Source organism: Vreelandella malpeensis, from assembly GCF_020622355.1.
In the GTDB taxonomy this organism is placed as follows: domain Bacteria; phylum Pseudomonadota; class Gammaproteobacteria; order Pseudomonadales; family Halomonadaceae; genus Vreelandella; species Vreelandella malpeensis.
This window is the reverse complement of the sequence record NZ_WHVL01000001.1, coordinates 827,298-846,659: the sequence shown is the minus strand read 5'-3', so window position 1 is coordinate 846,659 and position 19,362 is coordinate 827,298. Positions and strand designations below refer to the sequence as shown.

19 protein-coding genes are annotated in these 19,362 nt (G+C 64.4%); 7 read left to right on the top strand and 12 right to left on the bottom strand.

Going from position 1 to position 19,362, the window contains the following annotated elements:
- Positions 1-10: 10 nt before the first annotated feature.
- A complete protein-coding gene (locus GEV37_RS03830; protein WP_227388859.1) occupies positions 11-2,026 on the bottom strand; it encodes a methyl-accepting chemotaxis protein in 2,016 nt (671 codons plus the stop codon).
- A gap of 343 nt (positions 2,027-2,369) precedes the next feature.
- On the opposite strand from GEV37_RS03830, the gene GEV37_RS03825 reads away from it, so the two are divergent.
- The gene (locus tag GEV37_RS03825) at positions 2,370-3,311 is read left to right on the top strand and encodes a hypothetical protein (protein ID WP_227388858.1); all 942 of its coding nucleotides are present in this window, start codon (positions 2,370-2,372) and stop codon (positions 3,309-3,311) included.
- 7 nt (positions 3,312-3,318) lie between these two features.
- Here GEV37_RS03825 and GEV37_RS03820 read toward each other — a convergent pair whose 3' ends face one another.
- From GEV37_RS03820 to GEV37_RS03795, 6 genes are all read right to left on the bottom strand, one after another.
- Positions 3,319-4,485 (bottom strand): glutathionylspermidine synthase family protein, encoded by a 1,167-nt coding sequence (locus GEV37_RS03820; protein WP_227388857.1) that lies wholly within the window; start codon positions 4,483-4,485, stop codon positions 3,319-3,321.
- A gap of 7 nt (positions 4,486-4,492) precedes the next feature.
- On the bottom strand, positions 4,493-5,104 hold the full coding sequence (locus GEV37_RS03815; protein ID WP_227388856.1) for a DUF1190 domain-containing protein: 612 nt from the start codon (positions 5,102-5,104) through the stop codon (positions 4,493-4,495).
- Positions 5,105-5,114: 10 nt separating this feature from the next.
- Entirely contained in the window at positions 5,115-5,525 is a 411-nt protein-coding gene (locus GEV37_RS03810) for a DUF350 domain-containing protein (RefSeq protein ID WP_227388855.1), read from the bottom strand.
- Positions 5,526-5,584: 59 nt separating this feature from the next.
- Positions 5,585-6,307, bottom strand: coding sequence for a DUF2491 family protein (locus GEV37_RS03805; protein ID WP_227388853.1), 723 nt, complete (start codon positions 6,305-6,307; stop codon positions 5,585-5,587).
- A 69-nt stretch (positions 6,308-6,376) separates the two neighbouring features.
- Positions 6,377-7,066 carry a PspA/IM30 family protein gene (locus GEV37_RS03800; RefSeq protein WP_227388852.1) on the bottom strand — a complete coding sequence of 230 codons (690 nt, stop codon included), beginning with the start codon at positions 7,064-7,066 and terminating at the stop codon, positions 6,377-6,379.
- A gap of 15 nt (positions 7,067-7,081) precedes the next feature.
- Complete coding sequence (locus tag GEV37_RS03795) at positions 7,082-7,540, bottom strand: DUF2170 family protein (protein WP_227388851.1); 459 nt, start codon at positions 7,538-7,540, stop codon at positions 7,082-7,084.
- A gap of 187 nt (positions 7,541-7,727) precedes the next feature.
- On the opposite strand from GEV37_RS03795, the gene GEV37_RS03790 reads away from it, so the two are divergent.
- Together GEV37_RS03790 and GEV37_RS03785 are read left to right on the top strand one after the other, a co-directional pair.
- Entirely contained in the window at positions 7,728-8,339 is a 612-nt protein-coding gene (locus tag GEV37_RS03790) for a cyclodeaminase/cyclohydrolase family protein (protein ID WP_227388850.1), read from the top strand.
- Positions 8,340-8,359: 20 nt separating this feature from the next.
- Positions 8,360-9,517, top strand: coding sequence for an MFS transporter (locus GEV37_RS03785; RefSeq protein ID WP_227388849.1), 1,158 nt, complete (start codon positions 8,360-8,362; stop codon positions 9,515-9,517).
- Here the strand turns inward: GEV37_RS03785 and GEV37_RS03780 are convergent.
- Genes GEV37_RS03780 through GEV37_RS03770 form a run of 3 tightly spaced genes read right to left on the bottom strand, consistent with a single transcriptional unit; the run spans position 9,514 to position 13,225 of the window.
- A complete protein-coding gene (locus GEV37_RS03780) occupies positions 9,514-10,557 on the bottom strand; it encodes an ABC transporter ATP-binding protein (RefSeq protein ID WP_227388848.1) in 1,044 nt (347 codons plus the stop codon). The genes GEV37_RS03785 and GEV37_RS03780 overlap by 4 nt on opposite strands.
- Positions 10,545-12,248, bottom strand: a complete 1,704-nt coding sequence (locus tag GEV37_RS03775; RefSeq protein ID WP_227388847.1) for an ABC transporter permease — start codon at positions 12,246-12,248, stop codon at positions 10,545-10,547. The genes GEV37_RS03780 and GEV37_RS03775 overlap by 13 nt, the downstream gene beginning before the upstream one ends.
- Positions 12,248-13,225 (bottom strand): ABC transporter substrate-binding protein, encoded by a 978-nt coding sequence (locus GEV37_RS03770; protein ID WP_227388846.1) that lies wholly within the window; start codon positions 13,223-13,225, stop codon positions 12,248-12,250. Before GEV37_RS03770 ends, GEV37_RS03775 begins: the two co-directional genes overlap by 1 nt.
- Positions 13,226-13,431: 206 nt before the next feature.
- Here GEV37_RS03770 and GEV37_RS03765 point away from each other — a divergent pair, with 206 nt between their 5' ends.
- From GEV37_RS03765 to GEV37_RS03750, 4 genes are read left to right on the top strand one after another with little or no spacing between them, the layout of a single operon-like run.
- Positions 13,432-14,298, top strand: coding sequence for a putative selenate ABC transporter substrate-binding protein (locus GEV37_RS03765; RefSeq protein ID WP_227388845.1), 867 nt, complete (start codon positions 13,432-13,434; stop codon positions 14,296-14,298).
- Between the two features lie 2 nt (positions 14,299-14,300).
- Positions 14,301-14,954: an ATP-binding cassette domain-containing protein gene (locus tag GEV37_RS03760; protein ID WP_227388844.1), complete on the top strand. Its 654-nt coding sequence runs from the start codon at positions 14,301-14,303 to the stop codon at positions 14,952-14,954.
- Positions 14,954-16,429 (top strand): PhnE/PtxC family ABC transporter permease, encoded by a 1,476-nt coding sequence (locus GEV37_RS03755; protein WP_227388843.1) that lies wholly within the window; start codon positions 14,954-14,956, stop codon positions 16,427-16,429. The genes GEV37_RS03760 and GEV37_RS03755 overlap by 1 nt, the downstream gene beginning before the upstream one ends.
- Before the next feature lie 37 nt (positions 16,430-16,466).
- A complete protein-coding gene (locus GEV37_RS03750; protein WP_227388842.1) occupies positions 16,467-17,009 on the top strand; it encodes a YgjV family protein in 543 nt (180 codons plus the stop codon).
- Here the strand turns inward: GEV37_RS03750 and GEV37_RS17015 are convergent, their stop codons facing one another.
- Positions 17,010-17,117 carry a hypothetical protein gene (locus tag GEV37_RS17015; protein ID WP_338035101.1) on the bottom strand — a complete coding sequence of 36 codons (108 nt, stop codon included), beginning with the start codon at positions 17,115-17,117 and terminating at the stop codon, positions 17,010-17,012.
- A gap of 26 nt (positions 17,118-17,143) precedes the next feature.
- Positions 17,144-19,081, bottom strand: a complete 1,938-nt coding sequence (locus GEV37_RS03745) for a sigma 54-interacting transcriptional regulator (RefSeq protein WP_386111269.1) — start codon at positions 19,079-19,081, stop codon at positions 17,144-17,146.
- Positions 19,082-19,362: the final 281 nt, after the last annotated feature.

The following is a 19,362-nucleotide window of genomic DNA, read 5'->3' as shown; positions in this document are numbered from 1 at the left end:
CCTGGCCGCGCTACTGATCGTCCGCGTGCTGTGAATGGAGCGTGAATTCCTGGACCAGCGCGTTGAGCTGGGCCGACATGTGGATCATCTCCTGGCTGATCTCGGTGATATGGCGCACCGACTGGGCGTTGCGGGCGCTGGCCGTGTCGATATCGCGAAGCGCCGTCACCACCTGGCTGCTGGCGGTCTTCTGCTGCTGGGTCGAGAGCGATATCTGCTGGGCGGCGCTGCTGGTCTGGCTGGCTGCCTTGAGCACCGCCTCCAGATCCTGGGCGGTGGTGAAGCTCACCTCGACGCCTTTCTCGATCGAGGTGGCCCCCTTTTCGGATGCGACCACCAGGCGGCTGATCGAGTGCTGGATGTCCTCGGTATGGCCTTCGATCTCCTGAGTCGAGTCGGTCACGCTGTCGGCCAGGCGGCGGATCTCGCCGGCCACGACCGAGAAGCGCCGGCCGGACTCGCCGGCGCTCGACGCTTCGAGGGCGGCGTTGAAGGCGATCAGCTTGGTCTGGGCGGCCAGCGAGTTGATCAGCTCCATCACCTTGCTGATCTGCTTGGACTTGGCGCCCAGGGCGACGATCTCCGCCAGGCTCTGCTCGCTGTCGCTGCGGATGTCCTGCATCTTGGCCTGCAAGAGCTCCATGGCGCTGGAGCCCTTGCGGCTGCGCTCCAGGGTCTGGTTGGCAACATCCACCACCGACTGGGAGTGATCGGCGATCTGGGTAGAGGAGGTGGAAAGCTCCTCCATGGTGGAGGTGATCTCCGCCACCGACGAGGCCATCTCCTCGACCGCCGCCGCCATGGTCTGGTCGGCCTCGAGGCCCAGGTCGCCGCGCTGCAGGCCCGACAGCCCCGCGGTTCGAGCGAGTCGGTCGGCCACGCTGTTGAGCGCCTGGGCATTGCTGGAGACCGCAGTCATGGCGCGGGCCAAACGCGCCAGCAGTTCGTTGGTCTGATCCGCCAGGTCACCCAGCTCCGCCCGGTCGTCGGTGCTCACCCGGCGGGTGAGATCGAGACTCAGGGTGATCTCCTTGAGCTGGCGTTGAAGGCGCGACAAGGGGCGCACCAGGCTTGCGGTGAGCGGATAGAGAAGTATCAGGGCGGCCAGCAGGATCGCCAGCCCCCAGCCGGTGGAGGCCAGGAAACGGTGCTGCGAGGCCGCCGTGTACTCGCCCTTGTCGACCTCGATCATCAGGTAGCGCTGCAGCTCCGGCAGCCAGCGCGTGGCGACCAGGTAGGTGGTGCCGGCGCGATTGAGCTCGTTGACCTGGGTGGCGCTGCGCTCGAGCGCCTGCTCGGGCAGCGTTTCGAACAGTCGTTCCAGCGCGCCTTCGTCGCTGTGTACCATCAACTCGCCTTCGGCGTTGAGCAGCGCCGCGCGGCCGGTCTGGCCCAGCGAGAAGTCCTCGATGAGCTGGGCCATCTGGTTCAGATTCAGGCCGGCACCGGCCACCACCAGCGGGCGGGCGTTGGTGGCACGCTCATCGCTTCTAAAATTGAGAAAGACGAAGGAGTCGCCCGGCGTGAAGGTGTCGCTGTCGAGGTTGAGGTTGTAGGGGGCGTCGCTGTCGGTGAACTCGAAATACCAGCTGTCCTCACTGGTCGGGCCCTGCAGAGGGCGTTCCAGAAGTGCCCCGTCGCGATACTGGTAGTAGTAGGCACCTACCGGCGACTGCACGGCGAGAAACAGAAGCTCCGTATCGAGCTGTTCGGCCATGCGGGCGAGATAGCCCGTCAGCGCCGGCTCCTCTGCCTCCGGCAGCCCATCCAGTACCCACTGCTCCAGCACGTAGCTGTTGGCGAGGTTCTCGGAGATCGCAAGCGAGGGGCTCAGGCGCAGCAGCAGGCGGGTGGCGAGGCCCTCCACCTGCTGGGGAAGCTCGTCCTCGATAAGGTCGCCCAGGCGCGCCTGGCTCTGGGTGCGGGCCTGAAGGTAAAGCGCCAGTAGCATGGTGAGCGCAAAAGCCGTTCCGAAACAGAGGAACAGCCTCAGTCTGAGGGGCAGGGACTTCCAACGCGCCGTCATGATGGCTAGTGCTCCAGGTAACCGGTGAGAATGGTGATTCGTTAGCAGAATCATACTGCCAATCAACCTTTGGGTTATAGAACGATGTGCATCGCTGTGGTAGCTCGGCTTTCAACGTTGCATGCAAGAGCGCTGCGCCAACATGGATTAAAAGTTGTACAGGAAAACCTCACGCTTTTGAGGTTCAGGCGTATTTGCTTGTCCGATCAACATAAATACTTAAATTCGCTGATGATTCAAAAGCGTAATAGTTGTGCGGCGTGCGTTAATTTTTTTGACAAGAGTGATACAAGGGCGTAATGTTGCGGTCAATCAGGTAGACACCATTGCAAAGGACGCAACCATGTTGTCACTCACCCACGAGACCATTCTGAGCGTTCTTCGCGCAGTGGCAACTCAACACGGAAAGGCAAAGCATACGGAGATGCTGCCAAGCGCCGGCACCCCCGAGCGTACCGGGTTGATCAACGCCGTTTCCCATCTGTTCGGTGCGCGCAGCGTAGCGCTTCCGGACACCTCGATCACGCTCGGTGAATGGGCGCAGGCGCTCATCGACCATACCGACATCGAGTATCTCAATCTGCATGACACCACCAGCAGCGCGTTCTGCGACCGCCTTCAGCGCTGCTACCGCCACACGGCCGCTACCTTGAACCAGGAGGCAAAAGCGCTGCAGGCGATGCTGGCGCTTCCCGAGGCCCAGGAGCGGCGACTGATCAGCTGGTTGTCACTGCAGAGCGTCTCCGGTTTCGTGCTCGGGGCGCTGCTGCCCCAGGAAGCGGGCTGGCAGGCGCGTTCGCTGTTCGACAACGCCAATGCGCTGTGGGAACTCACTACCGGCGACGTCATCGCCACCGACAGCCAGCGCTGGCGCCAGCTCGCGGCGCGCCTGCCGGCGCTGCCCGACGGTATCACCGCGATCACCACCACGCCGCTCGACGCTGCGACCCGCCAGACGCTCGAGCAGAAAGGCGTGGCCGATATCGTCGAACTCTACAGCGAGCCGGCGCTGGGCGTGATTGCCGCCCGGCGCTCGCCGGATGCGCCGTTCGAGCTGTTGACGCACTGGCACCCGACCGAAAGCCACAACTACCTGCTGCGCCTGGCGCCGGGCAGCGCCATGCAGGAGGTCAAGCTGGCCGAGCCGCTCGAGTGGGTCGGGGCGCGCAGTTTCGAACGCTCGGGTGCCGGCTCCCTGTGGCCCGGTTGCGCGTCGATCCAGGCGTCGAGCCAGTCTTCGCGCCGCTATCCCGCCGGATCTGCCCATAACGTCAGCGCCGCCTGACGCGGGCTCAAACGATCGCGTGGGGCACGAAGCAGGAGGAATCCTTGGTGATTCGCCCCACGTCCTCGCGAATACCCATCCCGCAGGCGCGATCTCCCACCATCCAGCTCCCCACCAAGGCGTGAAAGTCGCCAAAGCGCGGCATGGGATGATACGCCTGTCGAATCCAGGGGCTATCCACGTAGGGCCCGGCCACGCTCTCGAACGCGCCGTCGTTGGTCGTGAGCTCGACGTTGCTCCCTTCGCGTGAAAAAAACGGTTTGCGCACCCAGCCCGGTGGCAGGGCCTTCTCGCCGGGTTTTTCGAAGTACGCGGGCAGCAGGTTGGGGTGATCCGGATACTCTTCCCACAGAAGCGGTAGAATCCCCTTGTTGGAGAGCACCGCCTTCCAGGGCGGCTCGAACCAGTGGGTATTGAGCCTGGGAATGAGTTGACCGAACGTTTCCTGGGCCAGCTCCTCCCAGGGGTAGAGCTTGAACAGCGCGTGAATCGGCGCATCGTCCAGGTCGACGAAGTAATCGCCGCCTTGCAAGACGCCGATATCCTCGGTGTGGATGAACGGCGCTTTCAGCCCGGCCTGCACGGCGATGTCCTGCAGGTAGTGAACCGTGGCGCGCTCCTCGGCGTTGTTCTTGATACACGAGAAGTGCAGCGTGTTATCGCGCAGGCGCTGACCGATGTGGGCAAGCGCGCCCATCAGCTTTTCCTGGATCGAGTTGAACTGATCCGCGTGGCGCGGGACGAGCCCCTGCTCGATCGCTTGCTCGAGCCACACCCACTGGAAGAGCCCCGCCTCGTAGAGCGAGGTGGGCGTGTCGTAGTTAAGCTCCAGAAGCTTGGCCGGGCCGTCACCTGAGTAGGCGAAGTCCATGCGTCCGTAGAGGTGCGGCTGGCCGGCGCGCCAGGAGTCGAAGATGGTGTCCCACATGAACTCCGGGATCGCCAAACGCTGGAGCAGAGCGTTGGAGTGGCACACCTTGTCCACAAGCTGCATGCACATCTCGTGAAGCTCTTCGGAGGGCGCTTCGATGTCGCGCTCGACCTGCTCGAGGGTGAACTGGTAGTAGGCGCTCTCTTTCCAGTAGGGCTCGCCGTCGATGGTATGAAAATGAAACCCCAGCTCCTCGGCCAGGGTTTTCCAGTTCGGCCTTTCGGCGATATCGACTCTCAGCATGGAGGGCTCAGGATCCCCAGCCGCCGCGCGCGGAGGAGCGCGAGCCGAAGCCGCTGCGCTGGGTGGCCTGGCGGTTCTGGGTGGCGACATTGCGCATCGTCTGCTGGCGCTGGCTGACCCGCTGGCTCGCCTGGTTGGTGGCCGCGTTCCAGTTGCCCTGGTTCTGGCGGTTGCGGTAGACCGGCTCCTGGTAGAGCCCCTGGCGTGTCGCGCCACGGCTGGTGCGCGACATCATGTTGCCCACCATGTAGCCCATCAGCGCCGGCATGAACCAGCTGCCGCCGCTTGTGCCGGTGGCCGCCTGGGCCTGCTCCTCGGTGGGCGCGACGCAGGCGCCTTCGCCATGCTCGGCTTCGCAGGCCTCCAGCGAGTCGAAGCGCGGTACTTCCTTGATGGAGGCCTGGTACGCCTCTTCACAGGCACTCTCAGTGTAGACGTTGGCCGCCACGCACTCCTCGACGCTCTGGAAGCTCTTGGGGCTATCGAAACTGACGTCGGTCACTTCCTCGGACTGGCCGCAGCCAGTGAGCGTGAAGGCGCCGGCACCCATCAATGCAAGTGACAGCCGCAGGCTGCGCTTGCGGTGGGGCAGGTGAGAGAGTTGATCGTCTCGGGTCATGATGCGCTCCTTACCAGGTCATCGAGGCGGCGTTGAGCAGGCCGACCGCGATGCAGATACTGCCGACGAGAATGCCGTAGGCCATGTGGCCTTCGCTGATATGGGTGGAGAGGCTCTCTCCCTGGCTCTTGAGCATCACTTTCAGGCCAAAGAAGGTGGCCAGCTGCACGCCGAAGGCGATGACGCCCCACAGCAGGAAATCGATGAAGCTGATCGAGTTCGCCATGGCGCTGTAGAGCGGCAGCGTGAAGCCGAGAATCGAGCCGCCGTAGGCGGTCGCCGCCGCCGCGTTGCCCTGGCGAATCAGCAGCCACTCCTTGTGCGGGGTGATGCGGCTGTAGCAGTACATGAAGGCGCCCAGCAGGATCAGTGCGCCGATCAGGTAGCCCAGAAAATGAGGCAGGCCTTGCAGGTAGTTCATGGTCGCGTCTTCCTTGTTCGAAATGGGGCGCTTGGCGGCCTAGAGTAAAGGCTCGACGGTCAAATAGCATCAATGTCGATCGAGGCGACGTCAACGCCCAGGTTCTCCACCAGCATGAAGCTGCCTTCCTCGTCGCTTTCGCCGCTCATCAGGACGTACTCCATGCGCTCGGAGTCCGCGATCGAGCGCTCGAAGAGCATGGCATGATGGACCACCTGGCGACCGGTGACGCTTTCCGACGTCGTCACGCGCTCCTCGAACTGCACCGGCGGCGACCAGTCGCTGGCCGGGTCGCCCCATACTCGGATGAATTCACGCGGGCCTTGACCGCCGGTCGACTCGATCGTGAGCTGCCGGGTACCCAGCGGGCGCGACGCCGAGGCGCCTGGATCGAGCAGCGCATCGAACTCGTCGTTCGAGAGGTGGCTCACGCGGTAGAAGTCGAACAGCTTGTACTCGATGACCCGCCGATTCTCCACGTTGGCTTGAAGCCAGGTATCGTTATCGAGGTAGAAGCGCACCAGATGCGCTCCCTGGCCAAGCTCTACGTGGCCGACGGCGGCGATGTGGTAATCGCGGTCGCTCTCCCAGGTGAACAGCGTGTCGGGAAAGGCGGCCAGCTCGCTCAGGTTCAGGCGCACCCGGCCATCCAGGCGCAGTCCGGCGAAGTCCTCCGCGGTCATGCCGATCGGAAGGCCCAGGGCGAAGCCCGCCGGCGACGCCGCCTGCGGGGCTTGCTCCTCGCCTGGCTTGCCGAGCAGCGCTTTCAGTGTCTTGAGCATGTCGTCTTCTCCCGGGGAGGCCGCGAATTGCCGGGCCCCCCTGCGCGACGCGATGGAATGGGGGCCTGCTCAGGAGGCGCTCTTTCTGGCCTTGATCCGCGCCAGCACATCGTCCGCCTTGCGGTCGCTGGCGCCGATGCCGGCGGCCTTCAGGCGCGTTTCGAGCTCGCTGCCGCTCTCCTCGGCGGAGAGCTGCTCGGCGGCCTTCATCTGCGCCGAATCCAGCGCCTGACGCTCGCGAATGCGCTCCAGCGACTCCATGGCGCTGCCCATGGCGCTGTTCTGGCCCGAGTGACGCGCCGCCACGGCGGACTGCGCCCGCTGGGCGGACTCGGTCGCCTTGACCACGCTGACCTGCTGCTTGAGTTGACGCAGCTGGTTCTCGGTATTGCGGATCGCGCTGCGCAGGCTCTCGATGCTGGTGTCGAACTCGGCGACGATGTGCTGCTCGGCATCCAGCGCCTCGCTCAGCGCAACGATGCGCTCGGCCACTTCCAGCGCCAGCTGCTCTTCGCCCTTCTCCAGGGCGGCAGCGGCGCTCTGTTCGAGCTCGTCGATCTTCTTCTCGAGAGTAGCGGCCTTGTCGCTGTTGATCTGGCGCTGGCCCATCAGGCGGGCGAGCTCGGTCTTGGAGGCCTTCAGATGCTGCTCGGCGTCACGAATCTCCTGGTCCAGGATGCGCAGCGCCTGGGAATCCACGACGGCCTGTCCGGTCTCGTGGGCTTTGCCGCGAAGGGCGGTCATGATCTTGTTCAGCATGGGAGCTCCTGGAAATCAACGAATCGGGTTGACGAAATGATCCTGAATCAGCCGCGCCACTTCCACGGCGGCGCTTGCCGTGGCATGAAGCTCGGCGCAGATGGAGGCCAGGCGCGAATCACCGAACAGCTGGACGAACGCGACGTAGTAGTCACGCTCGTCGAAGGTGACGATGCCGATCGAGGCCAGCGGCAACAACACGCCCTGGCGCAGCAGCTCCTCGTTCAGCGTGGCCTGATCGGCGATGCGCTCGACCGGGATGATGGGGGTCATCGCCACCCACTCCTCGTCGCTGCGCGACAGCGTCAGCGTCAGGTTGCCGTAGTCGTGCAGGGTGAAGACCAGGGTGTCGTTGGCCGCGTCGAGCTGCACGTCAGCCTCGGGCCAGACGAGCCCGTCGGACCCGTCGGCGGCCATGATGCGCTCGTAGAGTTCGGTCGCCGTGGCGGCGGGGGTGTCGTTAAGCGTCGTCAAGAGCGAAACTCCTTGTAGGCAAATGGCATGAAAACGTCCATGAAAAACGGTCAAGCGTGCACCTGTCCTTCGATACTACCGCAATCGTTGCCTGTTCGGGGCATAAATGAATTAACCTGAAATCAACCTTTTTCGACCCCTCTTCCCGGCGCGAGTTCGTCGCGCCGGCCGGCTTCAAGGAACCGTCATGACTCAGCAAGCAGACCAACCAGGTATCTGGCAGACGCCGCTCGATACGTTTCGCGATGCCCTGGCTCACGACCCGATGCCCGGCTGTGGCGCAGCGGCGACGGTGACCGCTGGTTGCGGCCTCGCGCTGATGCTCAAGGGCCTCCACCTTGGCCAGCGCCATGCGCCGAGGGCGCCGCGCGCCGCGCTCATCGAACGCGGCGAAGCGCTCGAGCAGGCGCTGGTACCGCTGGCCGACGCCGACGTTGCCGCCTTCCAGGCCATGATGGCCGCGCTCGATCGACCGCAGCAGACCGACGAACAGCGCGCTTCGCGCGCCGAAGCCCTTCACCGCGCCGCACGTGACGCCGTCGAGGTGCCGCTGGCCACCGCCCGGCGCTGCCTCGAGGCGCTGGCGCTCGGCGAGGAGATACTGGCGAACATCGAGACGCAGTTTGAAAGCGACGCCCGCGCCGGCGGGTATCTCCTGAGCGCGGCGGTCGACAGCGTGCTGCTCAACGTCGAGGCCAACCTCGCGGCGCTCGACGAGCAGGATCGACGCTACGCCCTCAAGGAGCGCGATACGCTGGCCATCGAGCTTGGCGCCGCGCGCGCGGCGCTGGGGGTATGATGAGGGCGGTCGGCCCCGCCATGCCGCTATCCGTATGGCTGCTTTCCCTGTGTCAGGCGCTGCTGGTCAGCGGCAACATCCTGCTCATCGCCGTCTCGCCGCTGGTGGGCGCCGCGCTTGCGCCCGGCCCCGCCTTCGCAACGCTGCCGGTGGCGGTGCAGTGGCTGGGGCTGATGGGCGCGACGATCCCCGCCTCGCTGATCATGGGTCGGCTCGGGCGCAAGCGTGGCTTCGTGCTGGGCAACCTGATCGGTCTCGCCGGGACCTTCGTGGCCATGCGGGCGCTGTCACTGGGCCACTTCGGGCTGTTTCTGCTGGCAACCCTTCTGATCGGCGCAGGCATCGGCTTTGGCCAGCTCTACCGCTTCGCCGCGCTGGAGGCCGCCGAGGAGCGCCACCGCGAGCGCGCGTTGGGACTCGTCATGGGCGGGGGCTTGCTGGCCGCCTTCGCCGGGCCCTGGCTTGCCCGGTTCAGCCGCGAGCTCTCCGAGGTGCCGTTTCTGGCGAGCCTCGCGGGACTCGCCGTGCTCTACGTGCTCGCGCTCGGGTTGCTGCTCGTCACCCGGCTACCCAGGGCGTTCGTCGAGCCGCAGGTCGGCGAGCAGCGCCCGCTGGGCGAGATCCTGCGAGCGCCGGCGTTTATTACCGCGGTCGTCTCGGCGATGGTCGGCTATGCGGTGATGAACCTGGCGATGACGGCCACGCCCCTGGCCATGTCTCATGCCGGCCACGGCTTCGACCACGTGGCGACCACCATCCAGTGGCACGTGGTGGCGATGTTCGCGCCGTCGTTCTTCACCGGGCCGTTGATCGCCCGCGTAGGGGCGAAGGCGGTCATCGTGGCGGGCTGTCTGCTGCTGGCGGCGAGCACGCTGGCCGCGCAGCTTTCGCTCACCTTTGCCGGTTTCAACCTGGCGCTGGTGCTTCTGGGCCTTGGCTGGAACTTCACCTTTTTGCCCGCCACCGGGCTTGCGGCCAAGGCGCACCGCCCGGCGGAGAAGGCGCGGGTGCAGGCGGCCAACGAGTTTCTGGTGTTCGGCGCCGTGGCGGTGTCGGCACTCGCGGCAGGGCCGCTGGTCAGCACGCTCGGCTGGGCAGCACTCAATGCGTGTCTGCTGCCGGTGTCACTGGTGCCGATCGTGCTGCTTGCGTGGCAGCGCCGGCTCGACGAGCGTTAATCCCGCTCCAGGCACCAGCCTTCGCTCAGCGTCAGCGCGACCGTCTGGCCGACGTCGAGCGCGTGCGGGTGATAGGCCATGAGCGCGGCACCGTGGGCGAGACGCAGGTGCAGCTCGAAGCGCTCGCCGCGAAAGGTCTGGTGCTCGACGCGGGCGGTGAGATGCCGGGCAGTGGGCGTCTCGGCGCTCACGCGAACGTGCTCCGGGCGCACCAGCACGGGTTGGGTTCGCGATGTGAGCGGGGCGTTCAGGCCCTGCATCAAGGCGGCCTCGTCAAGACGCTGGCCAGGGGCGCCGGTAGCTATTTGCAGCTCGCTGCCCTGGCCGATGAAGCCCGCGACCCACTGGTTTCGGGGTTCGCGGTAGAGCGTCTCGGGCGTAGCCCACTGAACCAGGCGGCCGTCGCGCATCACCGCGATGCGATCCGCCAGCGCCATCGCCTCGCTTTGGTCGTGGGTCACGTAGACCATGGTGGCGCGTGCGCGGCGGTGAAAGTCACGAAAGCTCTGCTCCATGGCGGCGCGCAGGTGTCGGTCCAGGTTCGCCAGCGGCTCGTCGAGCAGCACTACTTCCGGGTCCACCACCAGGCAGCGTGCCAGCGCCACCCGTTGGCGCTGGCCACCGGAAAGCTCCTGAGGCGTGCGGCTGGCGTACGCCTCGAGTGCGACCAGAGAAAGCGCTCGCTGAACGCGTTCGTGGTAGGCCGCACCGCGCACTTTCCGGAGCTTGAGTGGATAGCCGACGTTGTCCGCCACGCTCATGTGCGGCCACAGCGCGTAGGATTGAAATACCATCGCCATGTGGCGCTGCTCCGGCGGCAGGTGGTGCCCGGGGCTTGCCAGCAGCGTCTCACCGAGGCGAATTTCGCCGCGCGAGGCTTCCTCGAAGCCCGCCAGCAGGCGCAGCATGGTGGTTTTGCCGCAGCCGCTGGGGCCAAGAAGCGCCACGAACTCGCCGGGCTCCACAGTGAGCGAGAGCCCATCAACGGCGGCGTGTTCGCCGAAAAACTTGCTCACGCCTTCGATGCTCAGCGCTGCCATGGCACGACTCCTCTGGGCAGACGAGGCGCCAAGAGGCTCAAGGCGAGCATCAGCGCGGCGACCATCGCGACCACCAGTACCGATACCGCCGAGGCCAGCACGCTCTCGCCGCCCTCGTCCAGGTTGAAGATCAGAACGCCGAGGGTCTCGTTGCCGGCGCTCCACAAAAGCGCCGAGACCGTCAGCTCGTTGACCGCGAGCAGAAACACTAAAAGCCCCCCGGCGAACAGCGCCGGCGCCACCAGCGGCAGCACGATCGTCGCCATCCGCCGCCAGGGCCCGGCGCCGGCGAGCTGCGCCGCCTCTTCAAGAGAGGGGTCGAGCTGGGCAAGGCTCGCCGCCACCGGCTTCAGGCACACCACCAGAAAGCGCGCCAGATAGGCGATGAAAATCAGCGTGAGCGTGCCGTAGAGCGCCTCATCGATGAGCGGAAGCGGGCGCACGAACAGCAGGATGCAGGCGATGGCGAGCACCACGCCGGGCAGCGCGTAGGGCAGCTCCACCGCGCCGAGGGCCAGGTTCTGAAGCCTGGGTGGCAGGCGCTGGAGGCGGTAGGCGAGCGGCAGGCTCGCCGCCATCAAGACAAGCGAGGCACCGCCAGCGAGCCATAGGCTGTTGTTCACCGCCCGCCAGGTGGCGCCCTGGCGGCTCAGCACCTCTTCAAACGCGGAAAGCGTGGCGGTCGTGGTGTTGAGCGGCACGCCCATGGCGGGCACCAATGAGCTGACCACCAGGGCGGCAAGCGGGGCGACGAGAATCGCCAGCAGCACCGCCGCCAGCAGCGCCGTGACGGGCACCTGCAAGCGCCCCAGGGTGAAGTCGTGGGCGCGGCCGCTGTGGCCGGTGAGCCCGAAGCGGCTGCGGCTCAGGGCGCGCTGCTGAAGCGCCACGCCGATAAGCGCAATGACACCGATCAAAAGCGACAGCGACGCCATCTCCGGAAGCACCCCGGTGCCGAAGCTCGCCATGCGCTGGTAGATCAGCGTGGGCAGCACGTAAACCCCGGCGGGAATGCCAAGCATCGCGGGAATGCCGAAGTTGCCGAGACTCGAGATGAATGCCATCGCCGCTCCGGCCACCAGCCCACCCCGTGTGACCGGCAGAATGATGTGGCCCCACACCTGAGACTGGCGAGCGCCGCTGATGCGCGCGGCCTCGACCAGCTCCCGGGGCAGCGACAAGAGCGAGGTGCGCAGCGCCAGAAACACCAGCGGTGCCGCCTGAATACCGAGCAGCAGCGCAATGCCCTCGGCGGAATAGAGCGGCTGGGGGCTACCCAGCGCCGGCGCGAAGCCGAGGCTCTTCAACAGCGGGCTCGCCGGGCCGAAAAGCTGCAGCCAGGCAAGTGCGGTCACCTGGGGCGGAATCATCATCGGCAGCATGAAGCAGAACACCCAGGCGGCCTTGGCGCGCAGGTCGGTCAGGGTGATGACGAAGGCGAAGAGGCTTCCGAGCACAAGTGCGAGCAGCATGCCGAGCCCGGCGGTATAGACGCTGTACCACAGCGCCCGCCAGGTAGAGGCGGCGCCGAGCACCCGCCACAGCGGCGCGTTTGCCCCCTGGGCGAGATCCCCCAGCGCCTCGACCAGAAGCCTCGCGCTCGGCGCCAGGCTCAACAGGACGATCGTCACTGTCAAAAGCGACAGTAGCCAGCGGTGCTGGCGGCCCGCCGCCGTGCAGGGCATCACCATCAGCCGCCGAACAGCTCGCTGAAACGTGCCTTGAGCGCTTCTTCCTGCTCGAGGGTGCGGCCGATATCGACCGGCATCAGGTCGATAGTGTCACGAGCCGGGAAGCCTTCCGGGGGCGCCACCCCGCTGCGAGCGGGCAGATACCCCTGGCGGCTGACCAGCTCCTGACCCTCTTGAGACAGAACGAAATCGACGAACTTCCGGGCTGCCTCGACGTTTTCCGCACCTTCCATGATCGCCACCGGCTCGGTGACCGCGCTCACGCCCTCTTCGGGAAACACGAATTCGACCGGCGAGCCCTTGGCTGCTTCACGAATGGGCAGAAAATCCACCACGATGCCGTAGGCCTTGGTGCCCGCCGCTACCGCGTTGAACACGCCGCCGTTGCCGCTCTGTGCCTCGACTCGGTTATCGCGAAGGCCTTCAAAATAGTCCTCGCCAAGTGCAGGGTGGTCGGTGATCGCCGCCATGTGGATCAGCGCCGCACCGGAGTAGAGCGGGCTTGGCATGGCTATCAGGCCTTCGTAGTCGGGCGTGAGCAGGTCCTGCCAGCTCGACGGCTGATGCTCGGCGCCGGTGTTGTAGACGATACCGGTGGTGATCAGCTTGGTGCCGTAGTAGTAACCCTCGGGGTCGAACACGTCCTCATCGAACGCCTCGCGCGCCGGGCTTTGGTAGGGCTGCAGGTTGCCGTCGCGCTTGAGCGACTCCATGGTGGTGCTATCGGCGATCAACAGCACGTCCGGGTTGCTCACGCCCGCGGCGAGCTCCGAGCGCAGCCGCGTCATCAACCGCGTGGTGCCGTCGCGCACCCACTCCACCTCGATCTCCGGGTAGGCGGCCATGAAGGCATCCACGGTCTGCTGGGCGTCGCTCTGGGGCTGGCTGGTGTAGAGCGTGAGCGTCTCGGCGGCACTGGTGCCGGCAAGCGTGAGAGTCGACAGGGCAACGGCAAGACAGAGTGGACGCTTTAACATGGGAGTCTCCGGATGAGGGGCGCCGCCCAGCGTAGGACGAAGACCTTACAGCTTTGTGACAGCGGCGCGGCGAGGGGTGCCCGGCGCAGAAAGGTCGAAAACGGGCGGTGTGTTGAAGGCTTTCGAGCGAAGAGCTGGTATGCTTTCCTGAGGTCTGCTTCGGCGTGCTCGGCGCCGGTTTCTCTCATGCTCGAAAGGATATTTCCATGTCTCGCCAACCGTTTCTGGCCCGTGCGGCCGTTCTGTTTGCGCTGGTGTCGCCACTCGTCGCCGCCGACACCTTGGTGTTCACCGCCATTCCCGACGAGGACGAAACGCGCCTGCAGCAGCGCTTCCAGTCGGTGGCGGACTACCTTTCCGACGAGCTCGACGTCGATGTGCGCTTCATTCCCGTGACGTCCTACGCCGCCTCGGTCACCGCCTTTCGCAACAACCAGGTGCAGCTGGCCTGGTTCGGTGGCTTCACCGGCGTGCAGGCGCGCGAGCTTGTTCCAGGCTCCCAGGCGATCGCCCAGGGCATCGAGGACCCGGAGTACAAGAGCTACTTCATCGCCAACGCCTCCACCGGCATCGAGCCGGTCGAATCCGACACCGCCCCGGAGGCGCTCAAGGGCCTGACCTTCACCTTCGGCTCGCAGAGCTCGACCTCCGGACGGCTGCTGCCGGAGTACTTCCTGACCCGGGATCTCGGCGCCTCGCCTGACGAACTCTTTACCCGCGTGGGTTTCAGCGGCAACCACAGTCGTACCGTGTCGCTGGTGCAGTCCGGGGCCTACCAGGCGGGGGTATTGAGCTACACCGCCTGGGAGAACGAGGTGGAGCAGGGCAACGTCGACCCGGAGCGCGTCCAGGTGATCTGGGAATCGCCCTCCTACCCGGACTACCACTGGACCGTGCGCGGCGACGTGGACGAGCGCTTCGGCGAAGGCTTCACCGAGCGCCTTCAGCAGGCGCTGCTGGAAATGGACGACCCGGAACTTCTGGCGAGCTTCCCGCGCTCGGGCTTCATCCCCGCCTCCAACGAGGATTTCGAGCCGGTGCGTGACGTGGCCATCTCGCTGGATCTGCTCTGACGGTGACTCGCTTTACGCTGACGGACGCCGAGGCGTATTACGGCGCCACGCGGGTGCTCGGACCGCTGTCGCTTTCGGTGGGCGAGGGCGAGCACATCGCGCTGATCGGCAAGAGCGGGGCGGGCAAGTCGACGCTGCTCTCGCTGATGTATGATCGCTGGCGCGAGCAGCCGGTGGCGCTGATGCCTCAGGCGCTGGGGCTGGTGGATACGCTCTCGGTGTTTCACAACGTCTACATGGGGCGGCTCGACCGCCACCGGTGGTGGCGCAACCTGGTCACGCTGGCCAAACCCTGGCGGCGCGATATCAACGAGATCACAGCACTCTTGGAGGACGTGGGCATTGCCGAGAAACGCTGGACGCCCTGCGGCGAGCTCTCCGGTGGCCAACGCCAGCGGGTGGCGGCGGCGCGGGTGCTCTACCAGCAAGGCGAGTTGCTTCTGGCCGATGAACCAGTGTCGGCCCTCGACGGCCCCCAGGCGAGCGCGGTGATGGCAAAGCTCACCCAGGGCTACCCGCGCACGGTGCTGGCGATGCACGATCTGGAGCTGGCGCTTGCGTTCTGCACCCGCGTCGTCGGGCTCCAGGGCGGGGCGGTGGTGCTCGATGCGCCGAGCAAGACGTTGACCTCCGCCGCGCTTCAGGATCTCTACTGATGCCGCTTCGCGCCACCACCCGCGTCACGCTCGGGCTCGTTCTGCTGGCGCTCGTCTGCCTTGCGCTCGGCGACTTCGAAATCAGTGCCCACGACCCTTGGCAGTCGCTGGGTCAGCTCTTTCTAGGGCTCATTCAGCCGGACTTCACCCGCGTCGACTCTCTCGGCGAGGCGCTTTTGCGCACCGTGGCGTTCGCCTTCGTCGGGGTCGGGGTCGGCGCGCTTGCCGGCATGGCGCTGGCGCTCTGTTTCCACCGCTGGTGGGTGCGCACCTTCTGCGCCTTCATCCGCGCCATTCACGAGCTGTTCTGGGCGCTGATCTTTTTGCAGAGTTTCGGGCTACACCCCATTACCGGGGTGCTGGCGATCGCCATTCCCTACGCGGGGATCTTCGTCAAGGTGTACGCGGAGATTCTCGATGAGACCGACCCGCTGCCCGGGCAGGTGCTGCCACGTGGAGCCGGGCGGCTGTCGGCCCTGGTCTACGCGCGAGTGAGCCAAGCCTGGCCGCACCTGGTGAGCTATACCGCCTATCGGCTGGAGTGCGGGCTGCGCTCGAGCGCGGTGCTCGGCTTCGTCGGCATGCCGACCATCGGCTACCACCTGATGGCGGCCTTCGCCCAGGGGCACTACCCGACGGTCGGGGCGCTACTGCTGCTGTTCTATCTGCTGATCGGCACGCTCCGGTGGTGGGTGCGCCCGAAGATCCTGCCGCTCTACCTGGTGGTGGCGCCATTTCTGCTGGGCACCGGGCTTCCGATCATGTGGTCGAACGTGACGCGGTTCTTCACCGAGGACATCGTGCCCGCGCCATTAAGGCGAGGCGAAGGGTTCGAGGCGCTGTGGGAGTGGTTTACCCGGCTGTTTCTCGACCAGGCGCTGCCGGGCATCTGGAATACGCTCTTGCTCACCCAGATCGCGCTGGTGGCGACCGGGGCGCTGGCGCTGGCGCTTTTCCCGCTGATCTCGCGCCATTTCACCGGCCGTGCCGGGGGCGTGGCCGGCCACGTGATGCTGGTGGTGATGCGCTCGACGCCGGAGTACATGCTGGCGTTCATCCTGCTCCAGCTCTGGGGGCCCTCCATGCTGCCGGCGGCGGTGGCGCTGGCGCTGCACAACGGCGGCATCATCGCCCACCTCGTGGGGCGGCGCAGCAACGAAATCACACTGCGTCAGGACGCGCCGCATGGGGTGAACCGCTACGCCTTCGAGATGGTGCCACGCCTTTACGGGCCGTTTCTGGCGCTTTTGTTCTACCGCTGGGAGATCATCCTGCGCGAGACGGCGATTCTGGGAATCCTGGGGATCGCCACGCTTGGTTTCTACGTGGACAGCGCCATCCAGGAGATCCGCTTCGACCGCGCAATGGTGTTGATACTGATCACCGCGTTGATCAATATCGGGGTCGACGTGCTCGCCCGGCGCCTGCGCGGGTATCTACGCCTGCGTCATGGTATTGACCGCCAGCAGTGCTAGGCGATGCCGGCGTTGGTTCAGGTACTCGAGGAGTTCCATGGAAAGCATGAACCCGATGGCTCTGATGGGCCAGCTGTGTGGTTTCGTCGCGCTGGTAATGTGCGTGCTGGCCTTCGCCAACAAGAACGACGACAAACTGATGACGCTGCTCATTTCGGCCAACGTGGCTTTCATGCTGCAGTTCGTCTTCTTGAGCAGTTGGACGGCGGCGGTACTGACCGCGCTGGTGATCGTGCGTATTGCGCTTGCCCGGCGCTTTCCAGGCAGTCTCAAGGTCATGGCCGGGGTGCTCGGCGCGAGTGCCGTGGCGGCCATACTCACCTGGCAAAGCCCCGTTGATACGTTCGCCGTGCTGGCTGCAGCGCTGGGCACGCCGGCCATGTTCTTGTTGAAAGGAGTCATGCTGCGTGTCTTTCTGGGGCTCGCCGCCTTTTGCTGGATGATGAACAACCTGCTGATCGGCTCCATCGGCGGCACGCTCGCCGAAGCGCTGGTGGTGGTAACCAACGTGATCACCATCGTGCGCCTGATCCGAGCTCAACGGCGCTATCCCGGTGCGGCCGAGGAGCTCGAGCGTTGATCAGGCCTCCTGGTCGGTATCCGGCAGGCGCTTGAAGTAGATGAAGCGGTGAAGACGAATCAGGGGGCGAATCAACAGTTGCACGCTGCCCTCGTAGAAAAAACACACGCTGCCGATAACGAAACAGATCCCGATCAGGATATCGTTGCACCTGAAGTGTTCTTGCGGCCGTGCTTGCGAAACTGCCGAGGATTAATGCCCCATTTGTGTAATCGGGAGGCGAATGTTGTCGGTTTGACCCCTAGCATTTCGGCCGCACCTCCCGCGCCGTAAATCTTTCCATTGGCGGCCTCGAGAGCTTTCAAGGCGTTGCGGCGCTGGTATTGGTATAGCGCGTGTTCCGTCATGGGCTGATCAGGCGATTCGTCGGGGGCCTGAGTATCGGTACTTGACGGCACAGGGCCGGATGAAACGTCCGTTGGCGAAAGATCGGCAAAGGAGAGCTGCATGTCTTGCGTCACAATGACCTGCCTTTCGATCACGTTTTCGAGTTCGCGAATATTGCCAGGCCAAGGGTAGTGCATTAACGCCTCCAATTGCGCGGGAGCTATGCGTACTCCCGGTTTGTTGAACTTTAGACAGGCGCGATGCAAAAAATGGCGCGCCAAGAGGGGAACATCCTCTACACGTTTGCGAAGTGGAACGGAATCGATAGGAAAGACATTCAAGCGGAAGTAAAGATCTTCACGAAACTGGCCGGCGTCGATCATCTTTTTCAACCCACGGTTGGTCGCCGCGATGACCCGCACATCCACTTTGCGCGTACGGTTATCACCAACCCGCTCGAACTGCTGGTCCTGTAATACGCGAAGCAGCTTGCTTTGTAGCTCGAGTGGAATCTCACCCACTTCGTCAAGAAACAGCGTCCCTCCATGCGCGAGTTCAAAACGGCCAAGCCGGTCTTGAATCGCACCGGTAAACGCCCCTTTGACATGGCCAAAAAACTCGCTTTCGAACAAGTCACGAGGAATGGCCGCACAGTTCACGCGAATCAGCGGCCGGTCACTGCGGGTACTGCTGGTATGAATCGCCCGTGCGATGAGCTCCTTGCCAGTGCCGGACTCCCCGCTGATCAATACGTTGGCACTGGTGGGAGCCACCATGGCGATCTGCTGAATCAGCTTGTTGACCGCCGGACTATTGCCCACGATGTTGTGGTGGTTGACCTCCGCCTTTATCTCCTCCTGAAGGTATTGATTCTCGAGCTCCAGGCGACGCTTGAGCGACTCCACCTCCTCCAGTGCATTGCGCAGCTGTTGCTCGGCCCGTTTGCGCTCACGAATATCGCGGAACAATACGACGGCCCCTATTAGGCGGCCCATTTCAAAGATGGGTGTGCTGGTGTACTCCACGGGAATCGCTTCACCGTTTTTATGCCAGAACACCTCGTTTTCCACATGGTGTACTTGACCGTCGCTAAATGAGGCGTGGATGGGGCACTGATGCACCGGGAAATAACGGCCGTCGATATGTGAATGGTGAAACATCAAATGTGCATCGTGACCCACCATGTCTTCCGTACTCCAGCCGAGGATACGTTCGGCGGCAGGATTGGCGAAGGTAGTTTTGCCCTCCGTATCCAGGCCGTAGATGCCTTCCCCCGCGGCGCCAAGAATGAGCTGATTCTGTTTCTCGATGCGCTCGAACACCTGTTCGACTCGTTGCCAGCCTACTCCCCCTTGACGGTGCTGGCGGCTGAGTTCGGCTCTGGTGCGGCGCTGCTCGGCTTTATGCCGGTCGATCACTGTCAGCAGTAGCTGTGAGGTGTTGTCCAGGCGCCGGCCAAATACTTCTACCCGGCGAGGCTGGCGAATGCTATCCAGCAACACCAGATCATCCGACCAGCCCTGGCCGGTCGTGAGCACCTCATCGGAGAAGCTCACCCACAGTGCCAATGTGGCCCCCAAACGATGGCTAAAGGGCGTATCCAGAGCGTCATGGGTATCGATAAGCAGCAGTTGGCAGGCCGCCGCGTTCGCTTCGATGAGAGAGTCATTCAGCGGATCGATGATCATCATCGCCAGCGGCGTGTGGCTGGCCATCTGCATTAGGGGCGTTTTGACCACCGCCATCTTGGACATGGCGTGCATCATGAACTCCTTGGCTTTCAGAAAAAGGCCCCGATTTCCATACAAACGGTGGGCCAACCACGAATTTTCGTTATTTAAACAACGAAATATCGTTAACCACGAATTTTCGTTGTTTATGAGCTCTTTTCGGGATCGCTCTACCACTTTGTTAAGTGGCTGACAAATAATGATAAAAAAACTATGCAGCTGCACTGGCATGCAATTCGCCTTGTAGAAAGCAATACCTTGACGCCGTCACGCACCAGGACGGCGCAGATTTGAGC

Coding starts and splice junctions, on each gene's coding strand:
- GEV37_RS03830 (WP_227388859.1), bottom strand. CDS start 2,026: ATGACGGCGCGTTGGAAGTCCCTGCCCCTCAGACTGAGGCTGTTCCTC.
- GEV37_RS03825 (WP_227388858.1), top strand. CDS start 2,370: ATGTTGTCACTCACCCACGAGACCATTCTGAGCGTTCTTCGCGCAGTG.
- GEV37_RS03820 (WP_227388857.1), bottom strand. CDS start 4,485: ATGCTGAGAGTCGATATCGCCGAAAGGCCGAACTGGAAAACCCTGGCC.
- GEV37_RS03815 (WP_227388856.1), bottom strand. CDS start 5,104: ATGACCCGAGACGATCAACTCTCTCACCTGCCCCACCGCAAGCGCAGC.
- GEV37_RS03810 (WP_227388855.1), bottom strand. CDS start 5,525: ATGAACTACCTGCAAGGCCTGCCTCATTTTCTGGGCTACCTGATCGGC.
- GEV37_RS03805 (WP_227388853.1), bottom strand. CDS start 6,307: ATGCTCAAGACACTGAAAGCGCTGCTCGGCAAGCCAGGCGAGGAGCAA.
- GEV37_RS03800 (WP_227388852.1), bottom strand. CDS start 7,066: ATGCTGAACAAGATCATGACCGCCCTTCGCGGCAAAGCCCACGAGACC.
- GEV37_RS03790 (WP_227388850.1), top strand. CDS start 7,728: ATGACTCAGCAAGCAGACCAACCAGGTATCTGGCAGACGCCGCTCGAT.
- GEV37_RS03785 (WP_227388849.1), top strand. CDS start 8,360: ATGCCGCTATCCGTATGGCTGCTTTCCCTGTGTCAGGCGCTGCTGGTC.
- GEV37_RS03780 (WP_227388848.1), bottom strand. CDS start 10,557: ATGGCAGCGCTGAGCATCGAAGGCGTGAGCAAGTTTTTCGGCGAACAC.
- GEV37_RS03775 (WP_227388847.1), bottom strand. CDS start 12,248: ATGGTGATGCCCTGCACGGCGGCGGGCCGCCAGCACCGCTGGCTACTG.
- GEV37_RS03770 (WP_227388846.1), bottom strand. CDS start 13,225: ATGTTAAAGCGTCCACTCTGTCTTGCCGTTGCCCTGTCGACTCTCACG.
- GEV37_RS03765 (WP_227388845.1), top strand. CDS start 13,432: ATGTCTCGCCAACCGTTTCTGGCCCGTGCGGCCGTTCTGTTTGCGCTG.
- GEV37_RS03755 (WP_227388843.1), top strand. CDS start 14,954: ATGCCGCTTCGCGCCACCACCCGCGTCACGCTCGGGCTCGTTCTGCTG.
- GEV37_RS03750 (WP_227388842.1), top strand. CDS start 16,467: ATGGAAAGCATGAACCCGATGGCTCTGATGGGCCAGCTGTGTGGTTTC.
- GEV37_RS03745 (WP_386111269.1), bottom strand. CDS start 19,081: ATGGCGGTGGTCAAAACGCCCCTAATGCAGATGGCCAGCCACACGCCG.